The organism is Pseudomonas fluorescens (genome assembly GCF_041354075.1).
Taxonomy (GTDB): Bacteria; Pseudomonadota; Gammaproteobacteria; order Pseudomonadales; family Pseudomonadaceae; genus Aquipseudomonas; species Aquipseudomonas fluorescens_CE.
Map to the genome: position 1 here is coordinate 47310 of NZ_JARZGC010000018.1, position 21035 is coordinate 68344.

Here is a 21035-nt window from a genome sequence, read left to right on the forward strand (position 1 = left end):
TTTGACCGGGGCTCGCGCCCGCAGCCATTCACCAATGAGAACGGATGACGTCCTGAAATAATTAGTCGGCAGGCTGGATCGTCAATGGGTCGGGAGCGGCGAAAAATGCCGCAGGCGCGCACCACAAGCGGGCGCGTCAATGTGTCGCAATTCTCACTCTGCACCCTTGATATGCATTGTTTCTCTTTCTCATTTGACAATCATTATCATTAAGAATAATTTGTCGCTCGATATGTCGGACGGCCCCCCGCTTCAGCTTGCCGTCCCATGACCCCATTCGCAGCAAGGTGATTTCCATGACGGAACAAGTATCGACAAGCACGTGCGATTCACCGCTTCTTCAGGCATTCGTCGACAATCGAGTGATACTGGTCAAGATTGCCGCGCGCATCACCGGCTGCCGGTCGCGTGCCGAAGATGTGGTTCAGGATGCCTTCTTCCGCCTGCAATCGGCTCCCCAGATCACCTCCTCGATCAAGGCCCAGCTCAGTTACCTGTTTCAGATCGTGCGCAACCTGGCCATCGATCACTACCGCAAGCAGGCGCTGGAGCAGAAGTATTCCGGGCCGGAAGAGGAGGGATTGAATGTGGTGATTCAAGGCGCGTCACCCGAAACCTCGCACATCAATTTCTCGACCCTGGAAAACATCGCCGACGCGCTGACGGAGCTGCCGACCCGTACCCGCTACGCCTTCGAGATGTACCGCCTGCACGGGGTGCCGCAAAAGGACATCGCCAAGGAGCTCGGGGTTTCGCCGACCCTGGTGAACTTCATGATTCGCGATGCCCTGGTGCATTGCCGCAAGGTGTCGGGCAGCCGGGCGGCTGTTCGGCGGTAGGTATCGAAACCGCGTCGCCTCCATCGCGAGCAGGCTCGCTCCCACAGGTTGATCGGATGACCCTGTGGGAGCGAGCCTGCTCGCGATGACTGACTGAAAATCGCCGCCGGCCTTGAAGCCTTCCCCTCAAGCCAACCCACACCGCTCGAAAAACCGCTCCCGCCCCAACACCATCAATGCTGCACGCTTGTGCGGAAAATCGAACTCCTTCTCGCAATGAAAGCGCTGGTCCTGCATGTAGCCGATCATCTTCGCGTTGTCGGCACGCGGCTCGGCGACCACCCGCTGGGTGCGCGGATCGTCGAGAAACAGGTAATGGGTCAGCGCCGACAACCAGCTTGCCACCTTGTGCGGGCCGCGATGATGTTCTTCACCGACCAGCATGTGAATGCCACGGTCGTAAGCGTCCGCTTCATAGAACGGGGCGATGCGGTCTTCCTTGGCCCAGTAGGCTTCGAAATAGGCAAACGGCTCATCGTCGAAGCAACCAATCAGCGTCAGGGTGTGCGGATCGGCGGCGAGCTTGTCCAGGTATTCGCGATGCTGCTCCAGGCTGCCCTGCTCCTGCCAGAAGTTCGCCACCCGCGCGCTGTTCTGCCAGCGGTTGAACCGTGCAAGGTCCAGCTCGATGTCCAGGGTTCGCAGGGAAATCCACGCACCCAGCCGGGCGTCGAAACGCCGATAGACTTCACCACGCGCTTTCATCGGGCGCAACGGATGACGCTTGCCGCCGCTGATCACCCATTGCTGTGGGTAACTGGGGGTCAGCGCGCTGCCCAGCCAGGGTTGCGGCAACTGCCAGAACACTGTGCGCTGGCCGTGGTACTGGCCGGCGGTGTCGGTCGGCACCAGCAAGCCGCTGAGCAGGGCCTGGGCAGGGACTTCATCGAGCTGCCAGGTCAATTGCTGGCAGGCCGGATCGCGGGCGAACAGCCAATAACTGGCGGCCCACACGGACTGGGCGTCACAGTGCCCTTCGACGCGCAGCATCAGCCCGGGCTCACGACTCAGGCGCAGGCTTATCAGCGGCTGCGCGTCCAGGCTCAGGTTCAGACGGGTGTCACTTTCATCAGCGACAAGGCGCTGGCCCGTCGGCAGCGCCAGGGCAGTCAGGTCATTCAGATCGGGCATGGGTGGGGCTCACGTTAATCGTCGACAGTTCAACGAGGTGACGTCAGCCAAGGGGAAAAATTTAAGCGCTGGCGCTCAACCCTGCGTATTCAGTTGCCCGGCACGGGCACTACCGCGATCTTGTACGGATCGAAAATCTTCATCATCTGGCCGTTGTCGCGCAACCCTTGCAGCAACCGCGCGAAGGCCTCGCCGCTGATCGGTGCGGCAGGACGCAGAATGGCGTAGTGGTGATAGATCTGGTCGATGCGTTCGGACACCAGCAACTCGTTGCCGACCTTGTCGTTGCGCAACAGGTAATCGCTCAGGTAGGAGCGTGTCACCAGGGCGATGTCGGCGCGTCCACGCAGTACCATCAGCAGGTTGCTGTCATGGGAATACGTGAGCGTGGCGTTGTAGTGCTGCGCGAGGTATTTCGGGTCGGCGTTGAAGTTGGAAAACTCGTAGTGATAACCGCTGAACAACGCCAGACGCTTGCCGCCCAGTTCGGCGAAATAATCCTGCTGACGATTGGACAGGCGCTGGGCAACAAAAATCTCGGCGTCCTCCAGCCCCATGTCGACGCTGACGTGCGGGATGTCCTTCCAGCCCCATTGCGGGTTCTCGAAGATCGCCATGTCCACCCGGCCCTGCTTGAAGTCGCCAAAGCGTCGCGGAATGGAGGTGGGCACCAGGACAAACTGGTAGTCAGTCTGCGAAGCATTGAGCGCTTCCACCAACTGCGGTAGCAGGCCCGTGTCGGCGCCGGATTCCGGGCGCACGGTATAGGGCGGGAAATGCGCAGCACCGACACGCACCAGTTGGGCGGCCGGAGACGACAACACCCAGCCTGTCGCAAGCGCTGCCAGCAAAAGCCGCGAAGCCGTCCGAATTGGCGAAGACATCAAAACGCCCCACTCCCCGTCATACCCGTCAGTCCATTCTAGCCAAGGGGCTTTCGCCCACTTAGCCAGTTTCGGCAATCCTGTGCAAACTATTGTTTCTCGTCCAGCACCAGAATCAATGCTTCCTCGGCCAACTGATCGAGGCTCAGGCTGCCGCCGGGACGAAACCAGGTGGTGGTCCAGGACAATGCACCGGTGAGAAAGCGTCGCGTGATGAACACGTCGCCCCGAATGAATCCGGCGGCCTTGGCTTCCCCGAGCACCTGCAGCCACAGCTCCTCGTAGATATCGCGCAGCGCCAGCACCTGGGCCTGGCCGTCCTCGGACAGCGAACGCCATTCATAGACCAGCACCGCCATGGCTTCACCGCTGCCACCCATGATCGATTGCAACTCACAACGGATCAGCGCCAGCACCCGCTCACGCACGCTGCCCGCCTCGGCGATGGCCGCGCGCATCAAGGCCGTGTTGTAGCGAATGGTTTCTTCCATCACCGCCCGCAGGATTTCGTCCTTGCTCTTGAAGTGATGAAAGATGCTTCCCGACTGAATGCCCACGGCACCGGCCAGATCGCGCACGGTCGTGCGTTCGAAACCTTTGTTGCGAAACAGGTGGGCCGCCACTTGCAGCAGTTTGCCACGGGCGCTGTCCGGGTCGGTCAACTGGTTGCTGTCGACCAGTTCGCGCATGACCTTCAGGGCTTTTTGCTCATCCACCCGTTCTCTCCTACAGTCGAGTCCATCGCTAAAACAGCGGGATTGCGCCGGCAATTTAAGCGTGGCGCAGGCAACCAAGCAAGCGCTTGGGAAGAAGTAATTCAAGGCATTTACAAACCAAGCGCTTGCTTGGTAGTCTCGGTGCACGTTTGATGGAGGTGACTATGGAAAGGTCTGTGCCTGAAAGTGTTCGCATCGGTTGCGCCAGCGCGTTCTGGGGCGACACTTCGACAGCGGCTGCGCAATTGGTGGACGGCGGGCGCCTGGACTACCTGGTATTCGATTATCTGGCCGAAATCACCCTGTCGATCATGGCCGGTGCGCGGATGAAGGATCCCCAGGCCGGTTACGCCGGTGACTTCATCGAAGTCCTCAGCCCCTTGCTGGGAAAACTGGCCGAACAGAAGATCCGCGTCATCAGCAATGCCGGCGGCGTCAACCCGCAGGCCTGCGCCGCTGCCCTGCAGGCAGCCTGCGACAAGGCCGGCGTGCCGCTGAAGATTGCCGTGCTGCTGGGCGATGATTTGCAACCGCAGTTCAAGCAACTGGCCAGTCGCGGCCTCCAGGAAATGTTCAGCGGCGCGCCCTTGCCGGCGATGTGCGTTTCCACCAACGCCTACCTGGGCGCACCGGGCATCGTCGAAGCCCTGCGTCTGGGGGCCGACATCGTGATTACCGGCCGCGTGGTCGACAGCGCCGTGGTCAGCGCCGCACTGGTGCACGAATTCGGCTGGTCCTGGCACGACTACGACAAACTCGCCCAGGCCGCACTGGCGGGTCATATCATCGAATGCGGCGCCCAATGCACCGGCGGCAACTTCACCGACTGGCGCGACGTCCCCGACTACGAACACATCGGCTTTCCCATCGTCGAAGTTCGCGCCGACAGCCAGTTCACCGTCAGCAAGCCCGAAGGCTCCGGCGGGCTGATCACACCACTGACCGTCGGCGAACAGATGCTCTATGAAATCGGCAACCCGCAGGCGTATCTGCTGCCAGACGTGGTCTGTGATTTCACCCAGGTCAAACTGGTGCAACAGGGCAGGAACCTGGTTCACGTCCATGGCGCCAAAGGCCTGCCGCCTTCTGACCGGTACAAGGTCAGCGCAACGTACCCGGACGGCTTTCGTTGCACCGCCAGTTGCCTGATCGCCGGGATCGATGCCGTCGACAAAGCGCGACGGGTCAGCGAAGCGATCATCAACAAGACTTCCGATATCTTCCTTCAGCGCGGCTGGGCCCCCTACAGCGAGGTGAGCATCGAGCTGCTGGGCAGCGAGGCGACCTATGGCCCCCACGGCCAGCGCCACGACAGCCGCGAAGTGGTGATCAAGCTCGCGGTGCGCCATCCGGACAAACGGGCGCTGGTCACCTTCTCCCGCGAAATCGCCCAGGCGGCCACCGGCATGGCGCCAGGTTTGACCGGGATCGTCGGCGGTCGGCCGACGGTGTATCCGCTGATCCGGCTGTTTTCGTTCCTGATCGACAAAAGCGCCTGCACCCTGGAGATCGACCTGGCCGGCCAGCGTCACCCCTGTGCCCTGCCCGCCCCCGATACCCTCGCCAGCGCGGACCTGCCCCTGCCGGTCGCCCCGCCGCCCCCCACGGGCCGCGCCGATGCCAGCGTGGCGCTGGTCAAACTCGCCGTCGCGCGCTCCGGCGACAAGGGCAACCACAGCAACATCGGCGTCATCGCCCGCGAGCCCGAATACCTGCCGTGGATCGCCGAAGCCCTGACCCCGCCCGTGCTCGTCGACTGGATGAGCCAGGTGCTGGATCCGGTGCACGGGCGCGTCGAGCGCTGGTATCTGCCCGCGACCCACAGCCTCAACTTCCTGCTGGAAAACGCCCTGGGCGGGGGCGGCGTGGCCAGCCTGCGCATCGACCCGCAGGGCAAGGCGTTCGCCCAACAACTGCTGGAGATCCAGATTCCAGTGCCCGCGCACATCGCCGATCAGGTCAACTAGAGGACTGCCGCCATGGCCTACGATTCCGTTTTCAAAGCCGACCTGTTCGCCGACCAGACCATCATCGTCACCGGTGGTGGCAGCGGCATCGGTCGCTGCGCCGCCCATGAGCTGGCGGCCCTCGGCGCCCACGTGCTGCTGGTGGGGCGCAAGGCTGCCAAGCTGGAAGCGGTGGCGGCGGAAATTGTCGAGGATGGCGGTCGCGCCGATTGGCAGGCGTGCGACATCCGCGATGAAGAGGCGGTCAGGCAACTGGTCAGTGAGCTGATCCGCCAGCACGGCCCGATCCATGGGTTGGTCAACAACGCCGGCGGCCAGTTTCCGTCGACGCTGGCCGCGATCAACCAGAAGGGGTTCGAGACCGTGATGCGCACCAATCTGGTGGGCGGTTTCCTGATGGCCCGGGAAGTGTTCAACCAATCCATGAGCAAGCACGGCGGCGCCATCGTCAACATGCTGGCCGACATGTGGGGCGGCATGCCCGGCATGGGCCACTCCGGCGCGGCGCGCTCGGGCATGGATAACCTGACCAAGACCGCGGCGTTCGAATGGGGTTACGCCGGGGTGCGGGTCAATGCGGTGGCGCCGGGCTGGATTGCCTCCAGCGGCATGGACACCTACGAAGGTGCGTTCAAGGCAGTGATTCCGACCTTGCGCGAACACGTGCCGCTCAAGCGCATCGGCACCGAATCGGAAGTCAGCGCGGCGATCGTGTTCCTGCTCAGCCCCGCCGCCGCCTTCATCAGCGGCAGTACCTTGCGCATCGACGGTGCCGCCAGCCTCGGCGGACGGGCATGGCCGCTGCACAAGGCGACCCACAGCGAATCCTATAACGGCTTCCACCGCGCCTGTCTCCCAGACGTGCTTCAGGACAAGGACTAAGTCATGCCAGTGATCGAGTCACACATCGACCCGCTCAGCGAACAGTTTGCCCGCAACTGCACGGCCATGCTGGCCGCTGTCGAACAGATCCGTCAGCTGGAAAAGAACCTGCTGGACAAGGCCGCCGAAGCCAAGCCCAAATTCGACAAGCGCGGGCAACTGCTGCCCCGCGAACGCCTCAACCTGCTGCTCGACCCCGGCGCGCCGTTTCTCGAATTGGCGAGCCTGGCGGGCTACAAATTGCATGACGACAAGGACGGCAGCTCGGCCGGTGGTGGCTTGATCGCCGGCATTGGCTACGTGTCCGGCGCCCGGGTCCTGGTGATCGCCAACAACAGCGCGATCAAGGGCGGCACGATTTCCCCCAGTGGCTTGAAAAAGTCCCTGCGCCTGCAACAGATCGCCATGGAGAACAAACTGCCAGTGATCACCCTCGCCGAAAGCGGTGGTGCCAACCTCAATTATGCGACGGAGATTTTCGTCGAAGGCGCGCGCAGTTTTGCCAATCAGGCGCGGATGTCGGCCCTGGGGCTGCCGCAAATCACTGTCGTCCACGGCTCGGCCACGGCGGGTGGGGCCTATCAACCGGGGCTTTCGGATTACGTGGTGGTCGTGCGCGGCAAGGCCAAGCTGTTTCTCGCCGGGCCGCCGTTGCTCAAGGCCGCCACCGGTGAAGTGGCCACCGATGAGGAACTCGGTGGCGCCGAAATGCACGCGCAAACCGCTGGCACCGCCGAGTACCTGGCGGAAAACGATGCCGATGGCGTGCGCCAGGTGCGCGAGATTGTCGGGATGCTCGCCTGGAACGAGCAGTTGCCCTGGTTGCCCGAACGCCAGTGGCAGCCGCCGCGCTACCCGATCGAGGAACTGCTGGGGCTGATTCCCGACGACCCGAAAAAACCCTACGACGTGCGTGAAATCATCGCGCGGATCGCCGACGGTTCGAACTTCCTCGAGTTCAAGGGCGAGTTCGATCAACAGACCGTCTGCGGCCACTTGCAGATCGAGGGTCGCGCCTGCGGCTTCATCGGCAACAATGGCCCGATCACGCCCAAAGGCGCGAGCAAGGCCGCGCAGTTCATTCAACTCTGCGACCAGAGCCGCACACCGCTGCTGTTCTTCCACAACACCACCGGTTTCATGGTCGGCACCGAGTCCGAGCAACAGGGGGTGATCAAGCACGGCGCCAAGATGATCCAGGCGGTGGCCAATGCCCGGGTGCCGAAACTGACCATCGTGGTCGGCGGCTCCTACGGCGCCGGCAACTACGCGATGTGCGGTCGAGGCCTGGACCCACGCTTCATTTTTGCCTGGCCCAACAGCCGCACGGCGGTGATGGGCGGCGCCCAGGCCGGCAAGGTGCTGCGCATCGTCACCGAAGCCAAGCAACTCAAGGACGGGCTGACACCCGATCCGAAAATGCTCGACATGCTGGAGCAGGTCACTGCGCAGAAACTCGACAGTCAGTCCACCGCGCTGTACGGCAGCGCCAGCCTGTGGGACGACGGCCTGATCGACCCGCGAGACACCCGCACCCTGCTCGGTTACTTGCTGGACATCTGTCATGAGGCCGACGTGCGGCCACTGCACACCAACAGTTTTGGCGTAGCCCGGTTCTGAACCGGCCAGAGGAGAACAATAAAAATGATCTTCACCCAGGAACACGAAGCACTGCACCGTACCGTCCGCCAATTCGTCGATCACGAGATCAACCCGCACGTCGAGGAATGGGAAAAGGCCGGGCGTTTTCCCATTCACGAGGTCCTGCGCAAGGCCGGTGAACTCGGCTTGCTGGGGATTTCCAAACCGGAAAAATTCGGCGGCATGGGCCTCGACTACAGCTATTCGATCGTCGCCGCCGAAGAGTTCGGCACCATCCATTGCGGCGGAATCCCGATGTCCATCGGCGTGCAGACTGACATGTGCACCCCGGCGCTGGCGCGGTTCGGCTCCGATGAATTGCGCGAGCAGTTCCTGCGCCCGGCGATCAGCGGCGAGCAGGTCGGTTGCATCGGGGTGTCCGAGGTCGGTGCCGGTTCCGACGTTGCCGGTTTGAAGACCAGCGCCCGCAAGGACGGCGACGACTACGTGATCAACGGCAGCAAAATGTGGATCACCAACTCGCCAAGCGCCGATTTCATCTGCCTGCTGGCCAACACCTCGGATGACAAGCCGCACGTCAACAAGTCGCTGATCATGGTGCCGATGAACACCCCGGGCATCAGCCTCAGCTCGCATCTGGACAAGCTCGGCATGCGCAGTTCGGAAACCGCCCAGGTGTTTTTCGACAACGTGCGCGTCCCGCAACGCAACCGCATCGGTCATGAAGGCGCGGGGTTCATGATGCAGATGCTGCAATTCCAGGAAGAACGCCTGTTCGGCGCGGCCAACATGATCAAGGGCCTGGAATACTGCGTGGACAGCACCATCGAATACTGCAAGGAGCGCAGGACGTTCGGCAGCGCGCTGATCGACAACCAGGTCATTCACTTCCGCCTGGCCGAACTGCAAACGGAAATCGAATGCCTGCGCGCGCTGGTCTATCAGGCCACCGAGCAATACGTCAGAGGCCAGGACGTCACACGCCTGGCCTCCATGGCCAAGCTCAAGGCCGGGCGATTGGGCCGGGAAGTCACCGACAGCTGTCTGCAGTATTGGGGCGGCATGGGCTTCATGTGGGACAACCCGGTGGCCCGCGCGTACCGCGATGTGCGGCTGGTCTCCATCGGCGGCGGGGCCGACGAGATCATGCTGGGGATCATCTGCAAACTCATGGGCATCCTGCCGGGGAAAAAGAAATGAGCGCCCTGCCGGTTTGCCAGACGTTGTTGCTCGAGCTGCACAACGGCGTGCTGCACATCACCCTCAACCGTCCGCAGAGCCGCAATGCCATGAGCCTGCAAATGGTCGACGAGCTGCGGTCGGTGCTGGAGGCCACCGGTGATGACCGGGCGATCCGCGCCCTGGTGATTGGCGGCGCCGACGGGCATTTCTGCGCCGGCGGCGACATCAAGGACATGGCCGGTGCCCGTGCCCGGGGCGCGGGTGCTTACCGCGACTTGAACCGCGCATTCGGCTCGCTGCTGCAAGCGGTGCAACACGCACCTCAAGTGGTGGTGACGGTGCTGCAAGGGGCGGTGCTTGGAGGTGGATTCGGCCTGGCGTGCGTCAGTGACATCGCCATCGCCGATCATCAGGCGCAATTCGGCCTGCCGGAAACCAGCCTCGGCCTGCTGCCCGCACAGATCGCGCCTTTCGTGGTCCAGCGTATCGGCTTGACCCAGGCCCGCCGACTGGCCCTGACCGCCGCCCGATTCAATGGGACCGAGGCGCTGCGTCTGGGCCTGGTGCACTTCGTCGAACAGGACCCCCAGGCCCTGGCCGAACGCCTCGATGAAGTCCTGGCCCAAGTGCTGTGCTGCGCGCCGGGGGCGAATGCGGTGACCAAGCAGCTGCTGCTGGCCAGTGCGACGCAGCCGTCGGATGAGCTGCTGGATCAGGCGGCCCTGTGGTTCGCCGAGGCGGTGACCGGGGCGGAAGGGACCGAGGGGACCGTAGCCTTCATGCAGAAGCGCAAGCCGGGGTGGTCCTGTTGAAAGGCATCGCGAGCAGGCTCGCTCCCACACTTGAATGCGTTGCCACTGTGGGAGCGAGCCTGCTCGCGATGACGGCCTGACCGGCAACATCAACACTCGAGGAACAGCCCAATGCCCGGATTCACCAAAATCCTCATCGCCAATCGCGGTGAAATTGCCTGCCGCATCCAGCGTACGGCTCAGGCCCTCGGCTATCGCACCGTCGCGGTGTTCAGCGACGCCGATGCCGATGCCCTGCACGTCGAGATCGCCGACGAAGCCGTCAACATCGGCCCGGCGCCGGTGCAACAATCCTATCTGAACACGGCGGCGATCCTCGAGGCCGCCCGCCGCAGCGGCGCCGACGCGATCCACCCCGGTTACGGTTTTCTCTCGGAAAACGCCGGCTTCGCTCGCGCCTGCCAGCAGGCCGGCCTCACCTTCATCGGCCCGAGCCCCGACGCCATCGAGCTGATGGGCAGCAAACGCCTGTCGAAACTGGCCATGCTCGACGCCGGTGTCCCCTGCATCAAGGGCTATCAGGGCGCCGAGCAGGACGACGCGACGCTCAGCCGCGAAGCCGAACGCATCGGCTTTCCGCTGATGATCAAGGCCAGCGCCGGCGGTGGCGGGCGCGGCATGCGCCTGGTGCACGATGCCGCGGACCTGCTGGCACAGGTTCGCACCGCGCGCTCGGAAGCCTTGAATGGGTTCGGCAGCGATGAACTGATCCTCGAACAAGCCCTGATCGATCCGCGCCACGTCGAAGTCCAGCTGTTCGGCGATCAGCACGGCAACCTGATCTACCTCGGTGAGCGCGACTGTTCGATCCAGCGTCGTCACCAGAAAGTCATCGAGGAAGCGCCCTGCCCGGTGATGACCGCCGAACTGCGCGAGGCCATGGGCGAAGCGGCGCTCAAGGCCGGGCGAGCAGTGAACTACGTGGGCGCCGGCACCGTGGAGTTTCTGCTGGACGCGCGCGGGCAGTTCTACTTTCTGGAGATGAACACCCGGTTGCAGGTGGAGCATCCTGTCACCGAACTGATCACCGGCCTGGACCTGGTGGCCTGGCAACTGCACATCGCTCAGGGGCAGCCGCTGCCGTTGCGCCAGGAGCAGGTGCAACTCAGCGGCCACGCCATGGAAGTGCGCCTGTATGCCGAAGACCCGACCCAGGGATTCCTGCCGCAGACCGGACGCGTCGTCACCTGGCAGCCGGCCCTGCAAAACGGCGTGCGCATCGATCATGGCCTGGTCGAAGGACAGCACGTCAGCCCGTTCTATGACCCGATGCTGGGCAAGCTCATTGCCCATGGCGCGACCCGGGAAGAGGCCCGGCGCAAGTTGCTGCGGGCGGTGCAGGACAGCGTGCTGCTGGGCCTGCCGAGCAATCAGCGCCTGCTCGCCAGCCTGCTGGACCACCCGCAGTTCATCAGCGGGAACTTCAGCACCGGTTTCATTGCGACCTATTTCGCCGACCATCCGTGCCTGCACCCTCATGTTCCCGGCGCCGAAGAACTGGCGACGGCGGCGGCGCTGTTCCATCACACCTCGGCCCAGGCTCATTCCGGCGCCCGGGCCGGTTGGCGCAACAACGCCAGCGTGCCGCTGCAGTACCGCATCGGTGTCGAGGATCAGGACTGGCCGGTGCAGCTCAACGCGGTGGCGGGTGAACCTTATCGTGTCGAGGTCGGCACGCGGGTGCTCGCCCTGAGTGTGATTCACTGCGACGGGCACTGGGCCACCCTGGAAATCGATGGCCTGCGCCAGCGCCATGCCTATCGCCTCGAAGACGGACAACTCTGGCTGTTTTCCCGCCCCGGCAGCCTGCGCCTGGTGGACCGCACGCAGGTGCAGGTCAGCCGTCAGGCCAGCGCCAGCTCCGGCACGCTCAAGGCGCCGATGGACGGGGCGATCGTCGATGTGCTGGTGACAGAAGGCAGTCAGGTGAGCAAAGGCCAATTGCTGGTGGTGCTCGAAGCCATGAAGATGGAGCATCCGCTGAAATCCGGCATTGATGGCGTGCTCAAGCGCTTGCAGGTCAGGGTGGGCGACCAGGTGAAAAACCGGCAGATTTTACTGGAGGTCGAATAACCCGCTAGGCGGATGCGTCGGCTTTGGCTACGCTCAAGCGCATCAGCACGCGGATATCAGGAACCCTGCAATGCCTCATTGGCTGGTCATTGACCTGGAAGCCACCACCGATGAAGGCGGTTGGCCGGTCACGGAAATGGAAATCATCGAAATCGGCGCCACGCTGGTGGATCGCCAGGGGCGCGAGCAGGACCATTTCCAGCGATTCGTGCGCCCGCTGCGGCGGCCGCTGCTCACGGCGTTTTGCCGGGAGCTGACCCACATCACCCAGGCCAACATCGACAGCGCGCAACCCTTGACAGAGGTCTGGCCATCGTTCGAACGCTGGCTCGGCCAACATCACGCACGGCTTGAAGGCTGGGCCAGTTGGGGCGACTACGACCGCAAGCAACTGGTTCAGGAATGGCAGCGCCTGCAACTCGACAGCCAGCTGAGCCGCGTACCCCACATCAACCTCAAGCAGCGGTTTGCCAAGGCCAGAAGGCTGGACCGCCCGCTGGGCCTCAACGGCGCGTTGCAACTGGCGGGACTGCAGTTCAACGGCCAGCAGCACCGAGCGCTGGAAGATGCGCGCAATACAGCACGTCTGTTACCGCTGATTCTGCCCCTCTAGAGAGGTGACGCGGCCAGGGGCCTTGTGCATACTGGCCGGCCTTTTTCAGCCCTTTTCGAGGAATCGCCCATGTTCAAAGTCAACGAATACTTCGACGGCACCGTCAAGTCGATCGCGTTCGGCACCGCTGAAGGTCCGGCGACCATCGGCGTCATGGCACCGGGCGAATACGAATTCGGCACCAGCCAACGGGAAATCATGCACGTGGTCAGCGGCGCCCTCACCGTCAAGCTGCCAGACAGCAGCGACTGGGAAACCTTCGACGCCGGCAGCCAGTTCAACGTGCCCGCCAACAGCAAGTTCCAGTTGAAAGTGGCCGTCGATACCGCTTACCTGTGCGAATACCGCGGCTGACCCTGCGATTTCAAGCGCATACAAAAATGCCCGTGTCCCAGGACACGGGCATTTTTCATTCAGGCGCATTTACTCCAGCACGGTCACCGGCATGCCGACTTCGAGTTGACCGTCACCGTCGTTGACCAGGTTCTGGCCGAACATCGCCCCTTCTTCACGGGCACGGTATTTCTGCAAGGTCGCGAAGGGTTCACGGTCGTCGCTGCGCACGCCGGTCTGTGGATCGATTGTGGTCAGGATGCAACGCGAACATGGCTTGACCACGCGGAACTCGACATCGCCAATGCGGATCCGCTTCCAGTTGTCCTCAGCGAACGCCTCGGCGCCCTCGATGACCAGATTCGGCCGGAAGCGCAGCATCTCCATCGGGCGCCCCACCTGCTGCGACAGGTCGTCCAGCGATGCCTGGCCGATCAGCAACAACGGGAAACCATCGGCGAAGGCCACTTGATCATCGTCCTTGCCGAAGCCTGCCTGCGTGGTGCGTGCGCGGTCCAGCGGCATCTGCACCAGGCGAGTCGGTTTGCCGATGAACTGGCTGACCCAGGCTGCCGCCTCGTCACCGGCATCGGGTACGCGCAAGGTGTCGCGCCAGATGGTCACGCCCCGCATCTGCGCGTCATCTGCCGGCAGGGCGACATCGATCGCCGGGTGGCCCGGCGCGCTGAGGATCAAGCCGCCCCGGGCATTCCACAACGCCGACAACTGACTCATCTGCGCCACCGCACGCTGGGTCAGGAAACGCCCGCTGGCCTCGTCCACCAGCATCCAGCGTCGATCCCCGTCCAGCCCCAGCTTGTCGAGGCTGACCTGATTGAGGATCTCGCCCTTGCCGGACTTCAACGGAAAACGATAAAGCGCGCTCAGACGCAGCATGTCCAGCTCCCCAGATGGTCAAAAGCGCCACCCTATACGAGCTGGCGGCTTGAATCAAAGGCTGCGCATGCACATCAAATCTGTGCGCAGCCCTTGCCTCCTTCTCAGGCGGGCACGGCGTCGAGCATCAGGCGCTGGCGCACCACGTCGACCAGTTTGTCCGGCTGGAATTTGGAGAGGAAGTTGTCGCAGCCGACCTTCTTCACCATCGAGTCGTTGAAACTGCCCGACAACGATGTGTGCAGCACCACGTAGAGGCCGCGCAGACGGGGGTCGTTGCGGATCTCGGTGGTCAGGCGATAGCCGTCCATTTCCGGCATCTCGGCGTCGGTAAAGACCATCAACAGCTTGTCGGTCATGTTGACGCCGGTATCGGCCCAGCCCTTGAGCATGTTCAACGCCTTCAGGCCATCGCTGGCGATGTGCATCTTCACCCCCAACTGGCCGAGGGTGTCGCGCAACTGCGAAAGGGCCACATTGGAGTCGTCCACCAGCAACACTTCGCGGCCACGGGCGCGCTCCAGGACCGGATCCTCGAGTTTGTCGCGCGACACCTTGGCGTTGTACGGGACGATTTCAGCCAATACTTTTTCGACGTCGATGATTTCCACCAGTTGATCGTCGACCTTGCTGATCGCGGTCAGGTAATGCTGGCGGCCAGCGCTGCTCGGTGGCGGCAGAATGGCTTCCCAGTTCATGTTGACGATGCGGTCCACGCCACCGACCAGGAATGCCTGCACTGAACGGTTGTACTCGGTAACGATGATCGTACTGGTCGGGCTGGGCACCAACGGACGCATGCCGATGGCCTGGGACAGGTCAATCACCGGCAGGGTCTGGCCACGCAGGTTGACCACACCACAGACGAAGGGGTGACGCTGTGGCATCAGGGTCAGCTTCGGCAGTTGCAACACTTCCTGGACCTTGAACACGTTGATGGCGAACAGTTGCCGTCCCGCCAGTCGGAACATGAGAATTTCCAGGCGATTCTCACCCACCAGTTGCGTGCGTTGGTCTACCGTGTCGAGAATGCCGGCCATCAATGACTCCTGGGCTTGTTCTGATGAATTCACTAAAGAGGGTTATCGGCTGTTTTTACCGGAGCTTGACCCCCGAACAAAATGCTACCAGGCGCATTGATATCACATTAACATCATGGTTTACTAAGACCCTCAATTCATCCGCTGCAATCCCCGTCGCGCGACCACAGTTCGCACGTTAGGTTCCCCTGCGTAAGGGAATCCCTGAGTAACAATCAGGCCTAACCTGATATTCGCAATATCCAATAGCCATTAATGTGACGCCATTCTCATTGCATGAATGGAGTCAGGCTTTTGTGTGCGATCGCAGCTCAGTGGCCTTCCACCCTCTCGAGTTTCCCTGCCTGCATTCACGTCGGCGGGAACCTGCGCTCACACCAGACCGACATCGGCTCCGGACATTCCCCGTCAATACACACGACACGCCCTCACTTGACATGAAGTTGTGGAGATAAGCATGCCGAACGACCGTAAAGAGTGGGCCCAGCGGCTCCCGGAATTTCTCGTCGAGGCAGAAACCCTCCTGGCCAAATCCGAGGAGTGCCTGAGTCACTTGCAATTGATCAGCAACGACAAGGATGCCATCGAATGCATGATGAGCACCCTGCTGAAACTGGCCAGCAAGGCGGATGCGCTTGCCCTGGTCGCCGTTTCGGAATTCTCGTTGCATATCCACGGCCTGCTCAATCATGCCCAGCAACGCATGGACCTGCATGCTCAGGCGCTGGTAGCGTTGAAAGACTGCTTCACGCTGATGGCCTGGCAACTGGAACTGATCGATCAGAGGACCGGGCAACTTTGTCTGGATGATAGCGAACAGACTTCACTCATAGAAGCTTTTGCCTTTCAGGTCGGACAAAGCCAGTTCCATCCGCCCGCTCACGCAAAACCGCTCAGGCTTATTTCTTCTTTTTCATAACGCCGAGTTTGCATTTTCTGCCAACTACGCAGTGGCCAGTATTCTTTTGCCAGGATCACTGCCGGCTACTTGAATGCACTTGCACACTTCGCTTGCCTGTTGCGTCTACGAACATTCGATACAAAAAACCCATCTGCAAGACACTATTCCCCTTTGTGGAACTAACGTCCTACCTGGCTATTTCCTGACTGTTCGGACATATTTTCCAAACGCGACCAACGGTATCTTAAGTGGTATTATGCCGGCCATTAATTGAAGTCGATTAATGGCAAAAAGTGACCCAGACAGAGACTCGTCGACAACTCGACCTGTCTGCCCGCAGCGAACATCCATTGGCTCCATCCGTTATGTACGCCAGCCTCAAGTCAATTATCTCTTGGCCTCTCTCCGGAAAAAACGCACGCCGGTTCACCCTGTTGCTGTGCGCCTGCTCGACCCTTGGAAACCTGGCTGTCTTTTGCCTGTCCACCCACCTGCCGCTCAGTCTGCTCTTGCTCAACATGGCGGCTCTTACTGCCGTGCTGGTGCAATATCGTGTTTCGCGCAAGTCGATAAAATTCGAACCCCAGGAGTTGGCTGACCGGCTGTTGAAGGTTCAGGAAAATGAGCGTCACCGACTGAGTCGCGAGCTGCATGACGATATCGGCCAATTGCTCACAGCCGCGAAACTTCAAGGCCAGTGGCTCAAGCGCCGAATGCCTGAAGAACTGCAGGAACAGTGTGCCGTGCTGTGCGATACCCTGGACGAAACCCTGAACAAAGTCCGGGATGTATCGGCCATTCTCAACCCCAGGCAGTTGACCAGCCTGGGACTGGAAGCCAGCCTGCGTGCGCACCTGCTCAAGACCCTGGCCAATACGCCGGTGAACTGGAGCCTGGAATGCCACTCGCGCCTGACCGGGATCCCGGAAGAAATGGCCCTGGCGGCGTTCAGGATCACTCAGGAAGCGGTCACCAACATCCTGCGTCATGCCGAGGCGAAGAATCTTCTGGTTCGCGTGCAGCGCCAGCCTCAGGGGCTGATGCTGTCGATCAGCGATGATGGCCTGGGGTTCGCCCCTGCATCAGACCCGGGACGCGAAGGACAGCGCGGGATGGCCGGAATGTCGGAACGGATCGACCAATTGGGAGGCACGCTGCGTGTGACCAGCGAGCCAGGCAAAGGCACTCAAATCGAAGCTCTCTTCCCCTGGGCGCCACGCGCGCTGGAACGGGCCAGTACCCATAAGGTTATGCATTGACTTGTAATTTACTTCTGGTGGATGACCACTCGCTGATCAGGGCTGGCGTGCGCGCCCTGGTGCTGGATATTCCTGGCTACGCGGTAATCGGTGAAGCCAACGACGGCTCGCAGTTGCTGGAGATGTTCGAGCAACTGACCCCGGACATCGTACTGCTGGACATTTCGATGAAGCAGACGGGCGGCCTGGAAGCCTTGCAGCGGCTCAAGCGTCTGCATCCGCAAAGCAAAGTGCTGATCCTGTCGATGCACACCGACCCGGCGCTGATCATGCAGGCGCTGGAATCCGGCGCCCATGGTTACCTGCTCAAGGACACCACGGCCACCGAGCTCGAACATGCACTGACGGCCCTGCGCAGCAACGAACGCTACCTCAGCCCGGCCATCGCCCATACCGTCATCAACCAGGCGCTGACCCGAAACCAGAAGCAGCAGCCCGAACCCGCCGATTCCCACAACCTGACGGCGCGCCAGTTGGAGATCCTGCGGTTGATCGTGCGCGGTAAATCCACCCGGGAAATCGCCAACGGTCTGGGTCTGAGCATCAAGACCGTTGAAACCCATCGCTCGCAAGTCATGAAACGCCTGCAGATCTACGACGTGGCCGGCCTGGTGCTGTTCGCTGTGCGCGAGCAGATCATCAGCCTGGATGACTGATCGCCGGCGACTGACCGAGTAACGGCGAGTCCTCCGGCAAATGCACCCGCAGTGCCGCCGGACGGGCCGAGAAGCGCAGGCTGTCGCCCTCCAGAGGCTCGCCATCGAGGTTGATGTACAGACCCTCCGCCACCTTGATTTCGACCCATGGCAAGCGCGCACGGACAAACAGACTGTCCATGCCGAAGCCATCGGCGAGCAGGCTTTTCAACGTACCCACCACTTCCTGGGGGGCCGGCAGGATGCTGATATCCAGCAGACCGTCGTCCGCCAGCGCCTGCGGACACAGCTCATGCCCGCCACCCGCCTGACGACCATTGCCAATGCCCAGGGCCAGCAATTCCCCACTCCAGTGAAAATCCGGGCCACTGAGTTCGCCATAGGCCGCATGCAGTTCACTGAAGCGTGTCAGTCCGGTGAACAGGTACGCCGCCCCGCCCAGCACTTTCTTCAAATCCTCGGAGGTGTTCGCGGTCACCTGGCTGCCAAAGCCACCCGTGGCCATGTTGAGGAACACCTGCCCGCCCACCTCGCCAAGATCGATGGCACGCGGTTCGGCATCCAGAAGGTCCAGGGCCTGGGCCGGCTCGAGCGGCACACCGGCGGCGCGAGCGAAGTCGTTGGCGGTTCCGAGTGGCATCAGCACCAGGCTGGCCTGAGTCGAATGCGCGGCCATGGCCTCGGCAATGTCGCGCAATGTCCCGTCGCCACCGCCGGCAATGATCCGCTCGTAGCCTGCCGCCAGCGCTTCATCCACACAGCGCTGGGCGTCGCCGGCCTCCCAGGTCAGGCGCACAGCCAGCTCCCAGCCCTGTGCACGCCGGTCCTCGACCGCCGCCCGGACCTCCTCGTTGAGCGCCTGTTTGCCGTGCAGAATCAACAGTGCCTTGCGTTCGCCCATCGTGCTCGCTCCCATCAGTGAAATACGTATGGAAATGTGACCGCACCGCACGGCATAAAAGTCGCAAAAAAATGAATTATTTCAAGACGAACGCTGGGGAGGTCCTACAAGGCGGGATTTTTTCTTACAAAACGTGAGGAATCGGCTTAATTGACCCGCCCAGTTGATTGGTACACCTTGGCAATCAAGTTGAATCGTCATCACCCGCACTACAAGGACGTACCATGCAAAGTCTTGACACCCTTGCGCCGGCCACTCCGGTCTCACCGCTCGCAGAAAGACGAGCCAATTATCAAACCGAACGCAAAACCGCAGCCCAACCCACTGGAGAAGTCGATATGGACCCTCGTGTCGTCGAGCTGGAAACGCACCTTGAATACATCCGCAGAGACATGGAGGAAGTCCGGTGCGACGTCAGGTCCATCAAGCACAGGCTCGCCTATTCCGCCGGCGGAACAGCCGTGGTGCTCGGCCTGCTCGGATGGATCGCCAACAGCCGCTTCGATCAACTGGTTGCCCTGGTCGTTCATTGAGTGGCAACCCGGCAAGGCAAACCCGGTTCGATTAACCGGGTTTGCATACGACAGGCGTCAGCCCAGCATTTCACTCAGCGGAATGAAGCCAACGCTGTCACCTTCCACCAGCGTGCGCCCCTCCAGCACCTCCACAAGTCCATCAGCCCATGCGGCGCTGCGCAAAACGCCCGAGCTCTGGTTTGTGTAGATGATTGCCCGACCGTTCTCCAGACGCCCGCGCAGATATTCGCGTCGCTGGCCGGCCTTGGGCCAGGCAAACCCTGCTGGCACCTGAAACTTCAAGGGTTCTAGCGCGGTAACACCTTGGCGGCGCAAGAGATAGGGCCTCGCCAACAGCGCAAAGGTAACCAGGGTCGAGGCCGGATTACCGGGCAAGCCGATCACCGGCACGCCGCGAAAATGCCCGAAGGTCAGCGGTTTGCCCGGCTTGATCGCGAGTTTCCACAGGGTGAGCTCGCCCTCTTCCCGCAGGACGATGCCCAGGAAATCCGCCTCCCCCACCGATACGCCACCGGTCGACAGAATCAGGTCGACATCCTTGAGCTCACCCAGACGGGCACGCGTCGTCTCAAGGTTGTCGGGGAGAATGCCGGCGTCGATCACCTCACAACCCAAACGCTGCAACCAGCTGCAAAGCAGCACTCGATTGCTGTTGTAGATCTGCCCGGGGCCCAGGGCCTGCCCCGGCTCGATCAACTCATCGCCCGTGGACAGCACCGCAACGCGAACCTTGCGAATCACCTCCAGTTCCGCACAGCCCAGAGACGCCGCCAGCCCCTGCTCGATCGACCCCAGGCGTGTGCCCGCCGCCAGAATCAGCTCGCCGGCCGTGGCTTCCTGGCCCTGTGGACGAATGTTTTGCCCCGGCGCCAATGCCTCGGTGAACCGGACACGGTCATCGGCCAGCACCTCGGCGTTTTCCTGCATCTCGACACAGTCGGCGCCTGCCGGGACAGGAGCGCCCGTGAAGATTCGCGCGCAAGTGCCTGGGATCAGGGGCTGCGGAGCATTCCCCGCGAAAATCTTCTGGCTGACCGGCAGCGGCTCTCCCTTCCAGTCCGCCGCGCGCAAGGCGTAACCATCCATTGCACTGTTGGGCCATGGCGGCAGATCGAGCGTCGAGAGCAGGTCATCGGCCAGCACGCGCCCCTGCACCTGGGCCAGTGGCAAGCATTCACGCTCGATGATCAGGGAGGACGCAGCCATGTCCAGCAAGCGCGCCTGTGCCACTTCGAGCGCCATCAGACTGCCGGTCTTGCCTGGCTTACCCACGGGATTCACAAGGCGCCGCCTGTTTCAGATGAGGCACGAAATTGCACGGACGGTGCCGGGAATCCAGTTGCTCGGCAAGAATGCCGTCCCACCCGGTGCGCACCGCATTGGTCGAACCCGGCAGGCAGCACACCAGCGTGCCGTTGGCGAGACCGGCCAGGGCCCGGGATTGAACGGTGGAAGTGCCGATGTCCGCTACCGATATCTGGCGGAACAGTTCACCAAAACCATCAACCTGCTTGTCCAGCAGGCAACTGACGGCCTCGGGCGTGCTGTCGCGTCCGGTGAAGCCGGTGCCACCGGTGATCAGCACCACCTGAACAACATCGTCGGCAATCCAGTTGGCAACTTGCGCACGAATTTTGTAGAGGTCATCTTTGAGCAGAACCCGGGCGGCCAGGTTGTGCCCGGCAGCGCTCAAGCGATCGACGAAAACCTGGCCCGAGGTATCGGTTTCCAGGGTGCGAGTGTCGCTGACCGTCAACACCGCGATATTGAGCGGCGCAAAAGGTACTTCAGCCTTGGCTTTCATAGGCTCA

At 62.0% G+C, this 21035-nt stretch carries 21 protein-coding genes; 13 read left to right on the top strand and 8 right to left on the bottom strand.

Annotation, left to right across the window (positions count from 1 at the left end; all coding sequences use genetic code 11):
• Positions 1–296: 296 nt before the first annotated feature.
• Positions 297–839, top strand: coding sequence for an RNA polymerase factor sigma-70 (locus tag QIW53_RS20360; protein WP_371051428.1), 543 nt, complete (start codon positions 297–299; stop codon positions 837–839).
• A 126-nt stretch (positions 840–965) separates the two neighbouring features.
• Here the strand turns inward: QIW53_RS20360 and QIW53_RS20365 are convergent, their stop codons facing one another.
• From QIW53_RS20365 to QIW53_RS20375, 3 genes are all read right to left on the bottom strand, one after another.
• Positions 966–1970 carry a GNAT family N-acetyltransferase gene (locus QIW53_RS20365; protein WP_371051429.1) on the bottom strand — a complete coding sequence of 335 codons (1005 nt, stop codon included), beginning with the start codon at positions 1968–1970 and terminating at the stop codon, positions 966–968.
• A gap of 89 nt (positions 1971–2059) precedes the next feature.
• A complete protein-coding gene (locus tag QIW53_RS20370; RefSeq protein WP_371051430.1) occupies positions 2060–2854 on the bottom strand; it encodes a substrate-binding periplasmic protein in 795 nt (264 codons plus the stop codon).
• 89 nt (positions 2855–2943) lie between these two features.
• Positions 2944–3570, bottom strand: a complete 627-nt coding sequence (locus QIW53_RS20375) for a TetR/AcrR family transcriptional regulator (RefSeq protein ID WP_371051431.1) — start codon at positions 3568–3570, stop codon at positions 2944–2946.
• 176 nt (positions 3571–3746) lie between these two features.
• On the opposite strand from QIW53_RS20375, the gene QIW53_RS20380 reads away from it, so the two are divergent.
• From QIW53_RS20380 to ppnP, 8 genes are all read left to right on the top strand, one after another.
• On the top strand, positions 3747–5537 hold the full coding sequence (locus tag QIW53_RS20380; RefSeq protein ID WP_371051432.1) for an acyclic terpene utilization AtuA family protein: 1791 nt from the start codon (positions 3747–3749) through the stop codon (positions 5535–5537).
• Between the two features lie 12 nt (positions 5538–5549).
• Positions 5550–6419, top strand: a complete 870-nt coding sequence (locus tag QIW53_RS20385; protein ID WP_371051433.1) for an SDR family oxidoreductase — start codon at positions 5550–5552, stop codon at positions 6417–6419.
• A 3-nt stretch (positions 6420–6422) separates the two neighbouring features.
• Positions 6423–8039, top strand: coding sequence for a geranyl-CoA carboxylase subunit beta (gene atuC / locus QIW53_RS20390; protein ID WP_371051434.1), 1617 nt, complete (start codon positions 6423–6425; stop codon positions 8037–8039).
• A 24-nt stretch (positions 8040–8063) separates the two neighbouring features.
• Positions 8064–9221, top strand: a complete 1158-nt coding sequence (gene atuD, locus QIW53_RS20395) for a citronellyl-CoA dehydrogenase (protein ID WP_371051435.1) — start codon at positions 8064–8066, stop codon at positions 9219–9221.
• Positions 9218–10015 (top strand): enoyl-CoA hydratase/isomerase family protein, encoded by a 798-nt coding sequence (locus tag QIW53_RS20400; protein WP_371051436.1) that lies wholly within the window; start codon positions 9218–9220, stop codon positions 10013–10015. Before atuD ends, QIW53_RS20400 begins: the two co-directional genes overlap by 4 nt.
• 111 nt (positions 10016–10126) lie before the next feature.
• Positions 10127–12088 carry an acetyl/propionyl/methylcrotonyl-CoA carboxylase subunit alpha gene (locus tag QIW53_RS20405; RefSeq protein WP_371051437.1) on the top strand — a complete coding sequence of 654 codons (1962 nt, stop codon included), beginning with the start codon at positions 10127–10129 and terminating at the stop codon, positions 12086–12088.
• A 70-nt stretch (positions 12089–12158) separates the two neighbouring features.
• Positions 12159–12701, top strand: a complete 543-nt coding sequence (locus QIW53_RS20410; protein ID WP_371051438.1) for an exonuclease domain-containing protein — start codon at positions 12159–12161, stop codon at positions 12699–12701.
• 69 nt (positions 12702–12770) lie between these two features.
• Positions 12771–13055 (top strand): pyrimidine/purine nucleoside phosphorylase, encoded by a 285-nt coding sequence (gene ppnP / locus QIW53_RS20415; RefSeq protein WP_192306278.1) that lies wholly within the window; start codon positions 12771–12773, stop codon positions 13053–13055.
• Between the two features lie 69 nt (positions 13056–13124).
• Here ppnP and QIW53_RS20420 read toward each other — a convergent pair whose 3' ends face one another.
• Together QIW53_RS20420 and QIW53_RS20425 are read right to left on the bottom strand one after the other, a co-directional pair.
• On the bottom strand, positions 13125–13931 hold the full coding sequence (locus QIW53_RS20420; RefSeq protein ID WP_371051439.1) for an MOSC domain-containing protein: 807 nt from the start codon (positions 13929–13931) through the stop codon (positions 13125–13127).
• 104 nt (positions 13932–14035) lie between these two features.
• Positions 14036–14971 carry a chemotaxis protein CheV gene (locus QIW53_RS20425; protein WP_371051440.1) on the bottom strand — a complete coding sequence of 312 codons (936 nt, stop codon included), beginning with the start codon at positions 14969–14971 and terminating at the stop codon, positions 14036–14038.
• Between the two features lie 457 nt (positions 14972–15428).
• On the opposite strand from QIW53_RS20425, the gene QIW53_RS20430 reads away from it, so the two are divergent.
• From QIW53_RS20430 to QIW53_RS20440, 3 genes are all read left to right on the top strand, one after another.
• The gene (locus QIW53_RS20430; RefSeq protein WP_371051441.1) at positions 15429–15890 is read left to right on the top strand and encodes a hypothetical protein; all 462 of its coding nucleotides are present in this window, start codon (positions 15429–15431) and stop codon (positions 15888–15890) included.
• A gap of 347 nt (positions 15891–16237) precedes the next feature.
• Positions 16238–17131 carry a sensor histidine kinase gene (locus tag QIW53_RS20435; protein WP_371051486.1) on the top strand — a complete coding sequence of 298 codons (894 nt, stop codon included), beginning with the start codon at positions 16238–16240 and terminating at the stop codon, positions 17129–17131.
• Complete coding sequence (locus tag QIW53_RS20440) at positions 17128–17787, top strand: response regulator (RefSeq protein WP_371051442.1); 660 nt, start codon at positions 17128–17130, stop codon at positions 17785–17787. The genes QIW53_RS20435 and QIW53_RS20440 overlap by 4 nt, the downstream gene beginning before the upstream one ends.
• On the opposite strand, the gene yegS is transcribed toward QIW53_RS20440, so the two are convergent.
• A complete protein-coding gene (yegS, locus tag QIW53_RS20445) occupies positions 17771–18688 on the bottom strand; it encodes a lipid kinase YegS (RefSeq protein ID WP_371051443.1) in 918 nt (305 codons plus the stop codon). The genes QIW53_RS20440 and yegS overlap by 17 nt on opposite strands.
• A gap of 224 nt (positions 18689–18912) precedes the next feature.
• Here yegS and QIW53_RS20450 point away from each other — a divergent pair, with 224 nt between their 5' ends.
• Entirely contained in the window at positions 18913–19221 is a 309-nt protein-coding gene (locus QIW53_RS20450) for a hypothetical protein (RefSeq protein ID WP_371051444.1), read from the top strand.
• A gap of 57 nt (positions 19222–19278) precedes the next feature.
• On the opposite strand, the gene QIW53_RS20455 is transcribed toward QIW53_RS20450, so the two are convergent.
• Both QIW53_RS20455 and moaB read right to left on the bottom strand, forming a co-directional pair.
• Positions 19279–20466 (bottom strand): molybdopterin molybdotransferase MoeA, encoded by a 1188-nt coding sequence (locus QIW53_RS20455; RefSeq protein ID WP_371051487.1) that lies wholly within the window; start codon positions 20464–20466, stop codon positions 19279–19281.
• Between the two features lie 22 nt (positions 20467–20488).
• Complete coding sequence (gene moaB, locus QIW53_RS20460; protein WP_371051445.1) at positions 20489–21028, bottom strand: molybdenum cofactor biosynthesis protein B; 540 nt, start codon at positions 21026–21028, stop codon at positions 20489–20491.
• Positions 21029–21035: the final 7 nt, after the last annotated feature.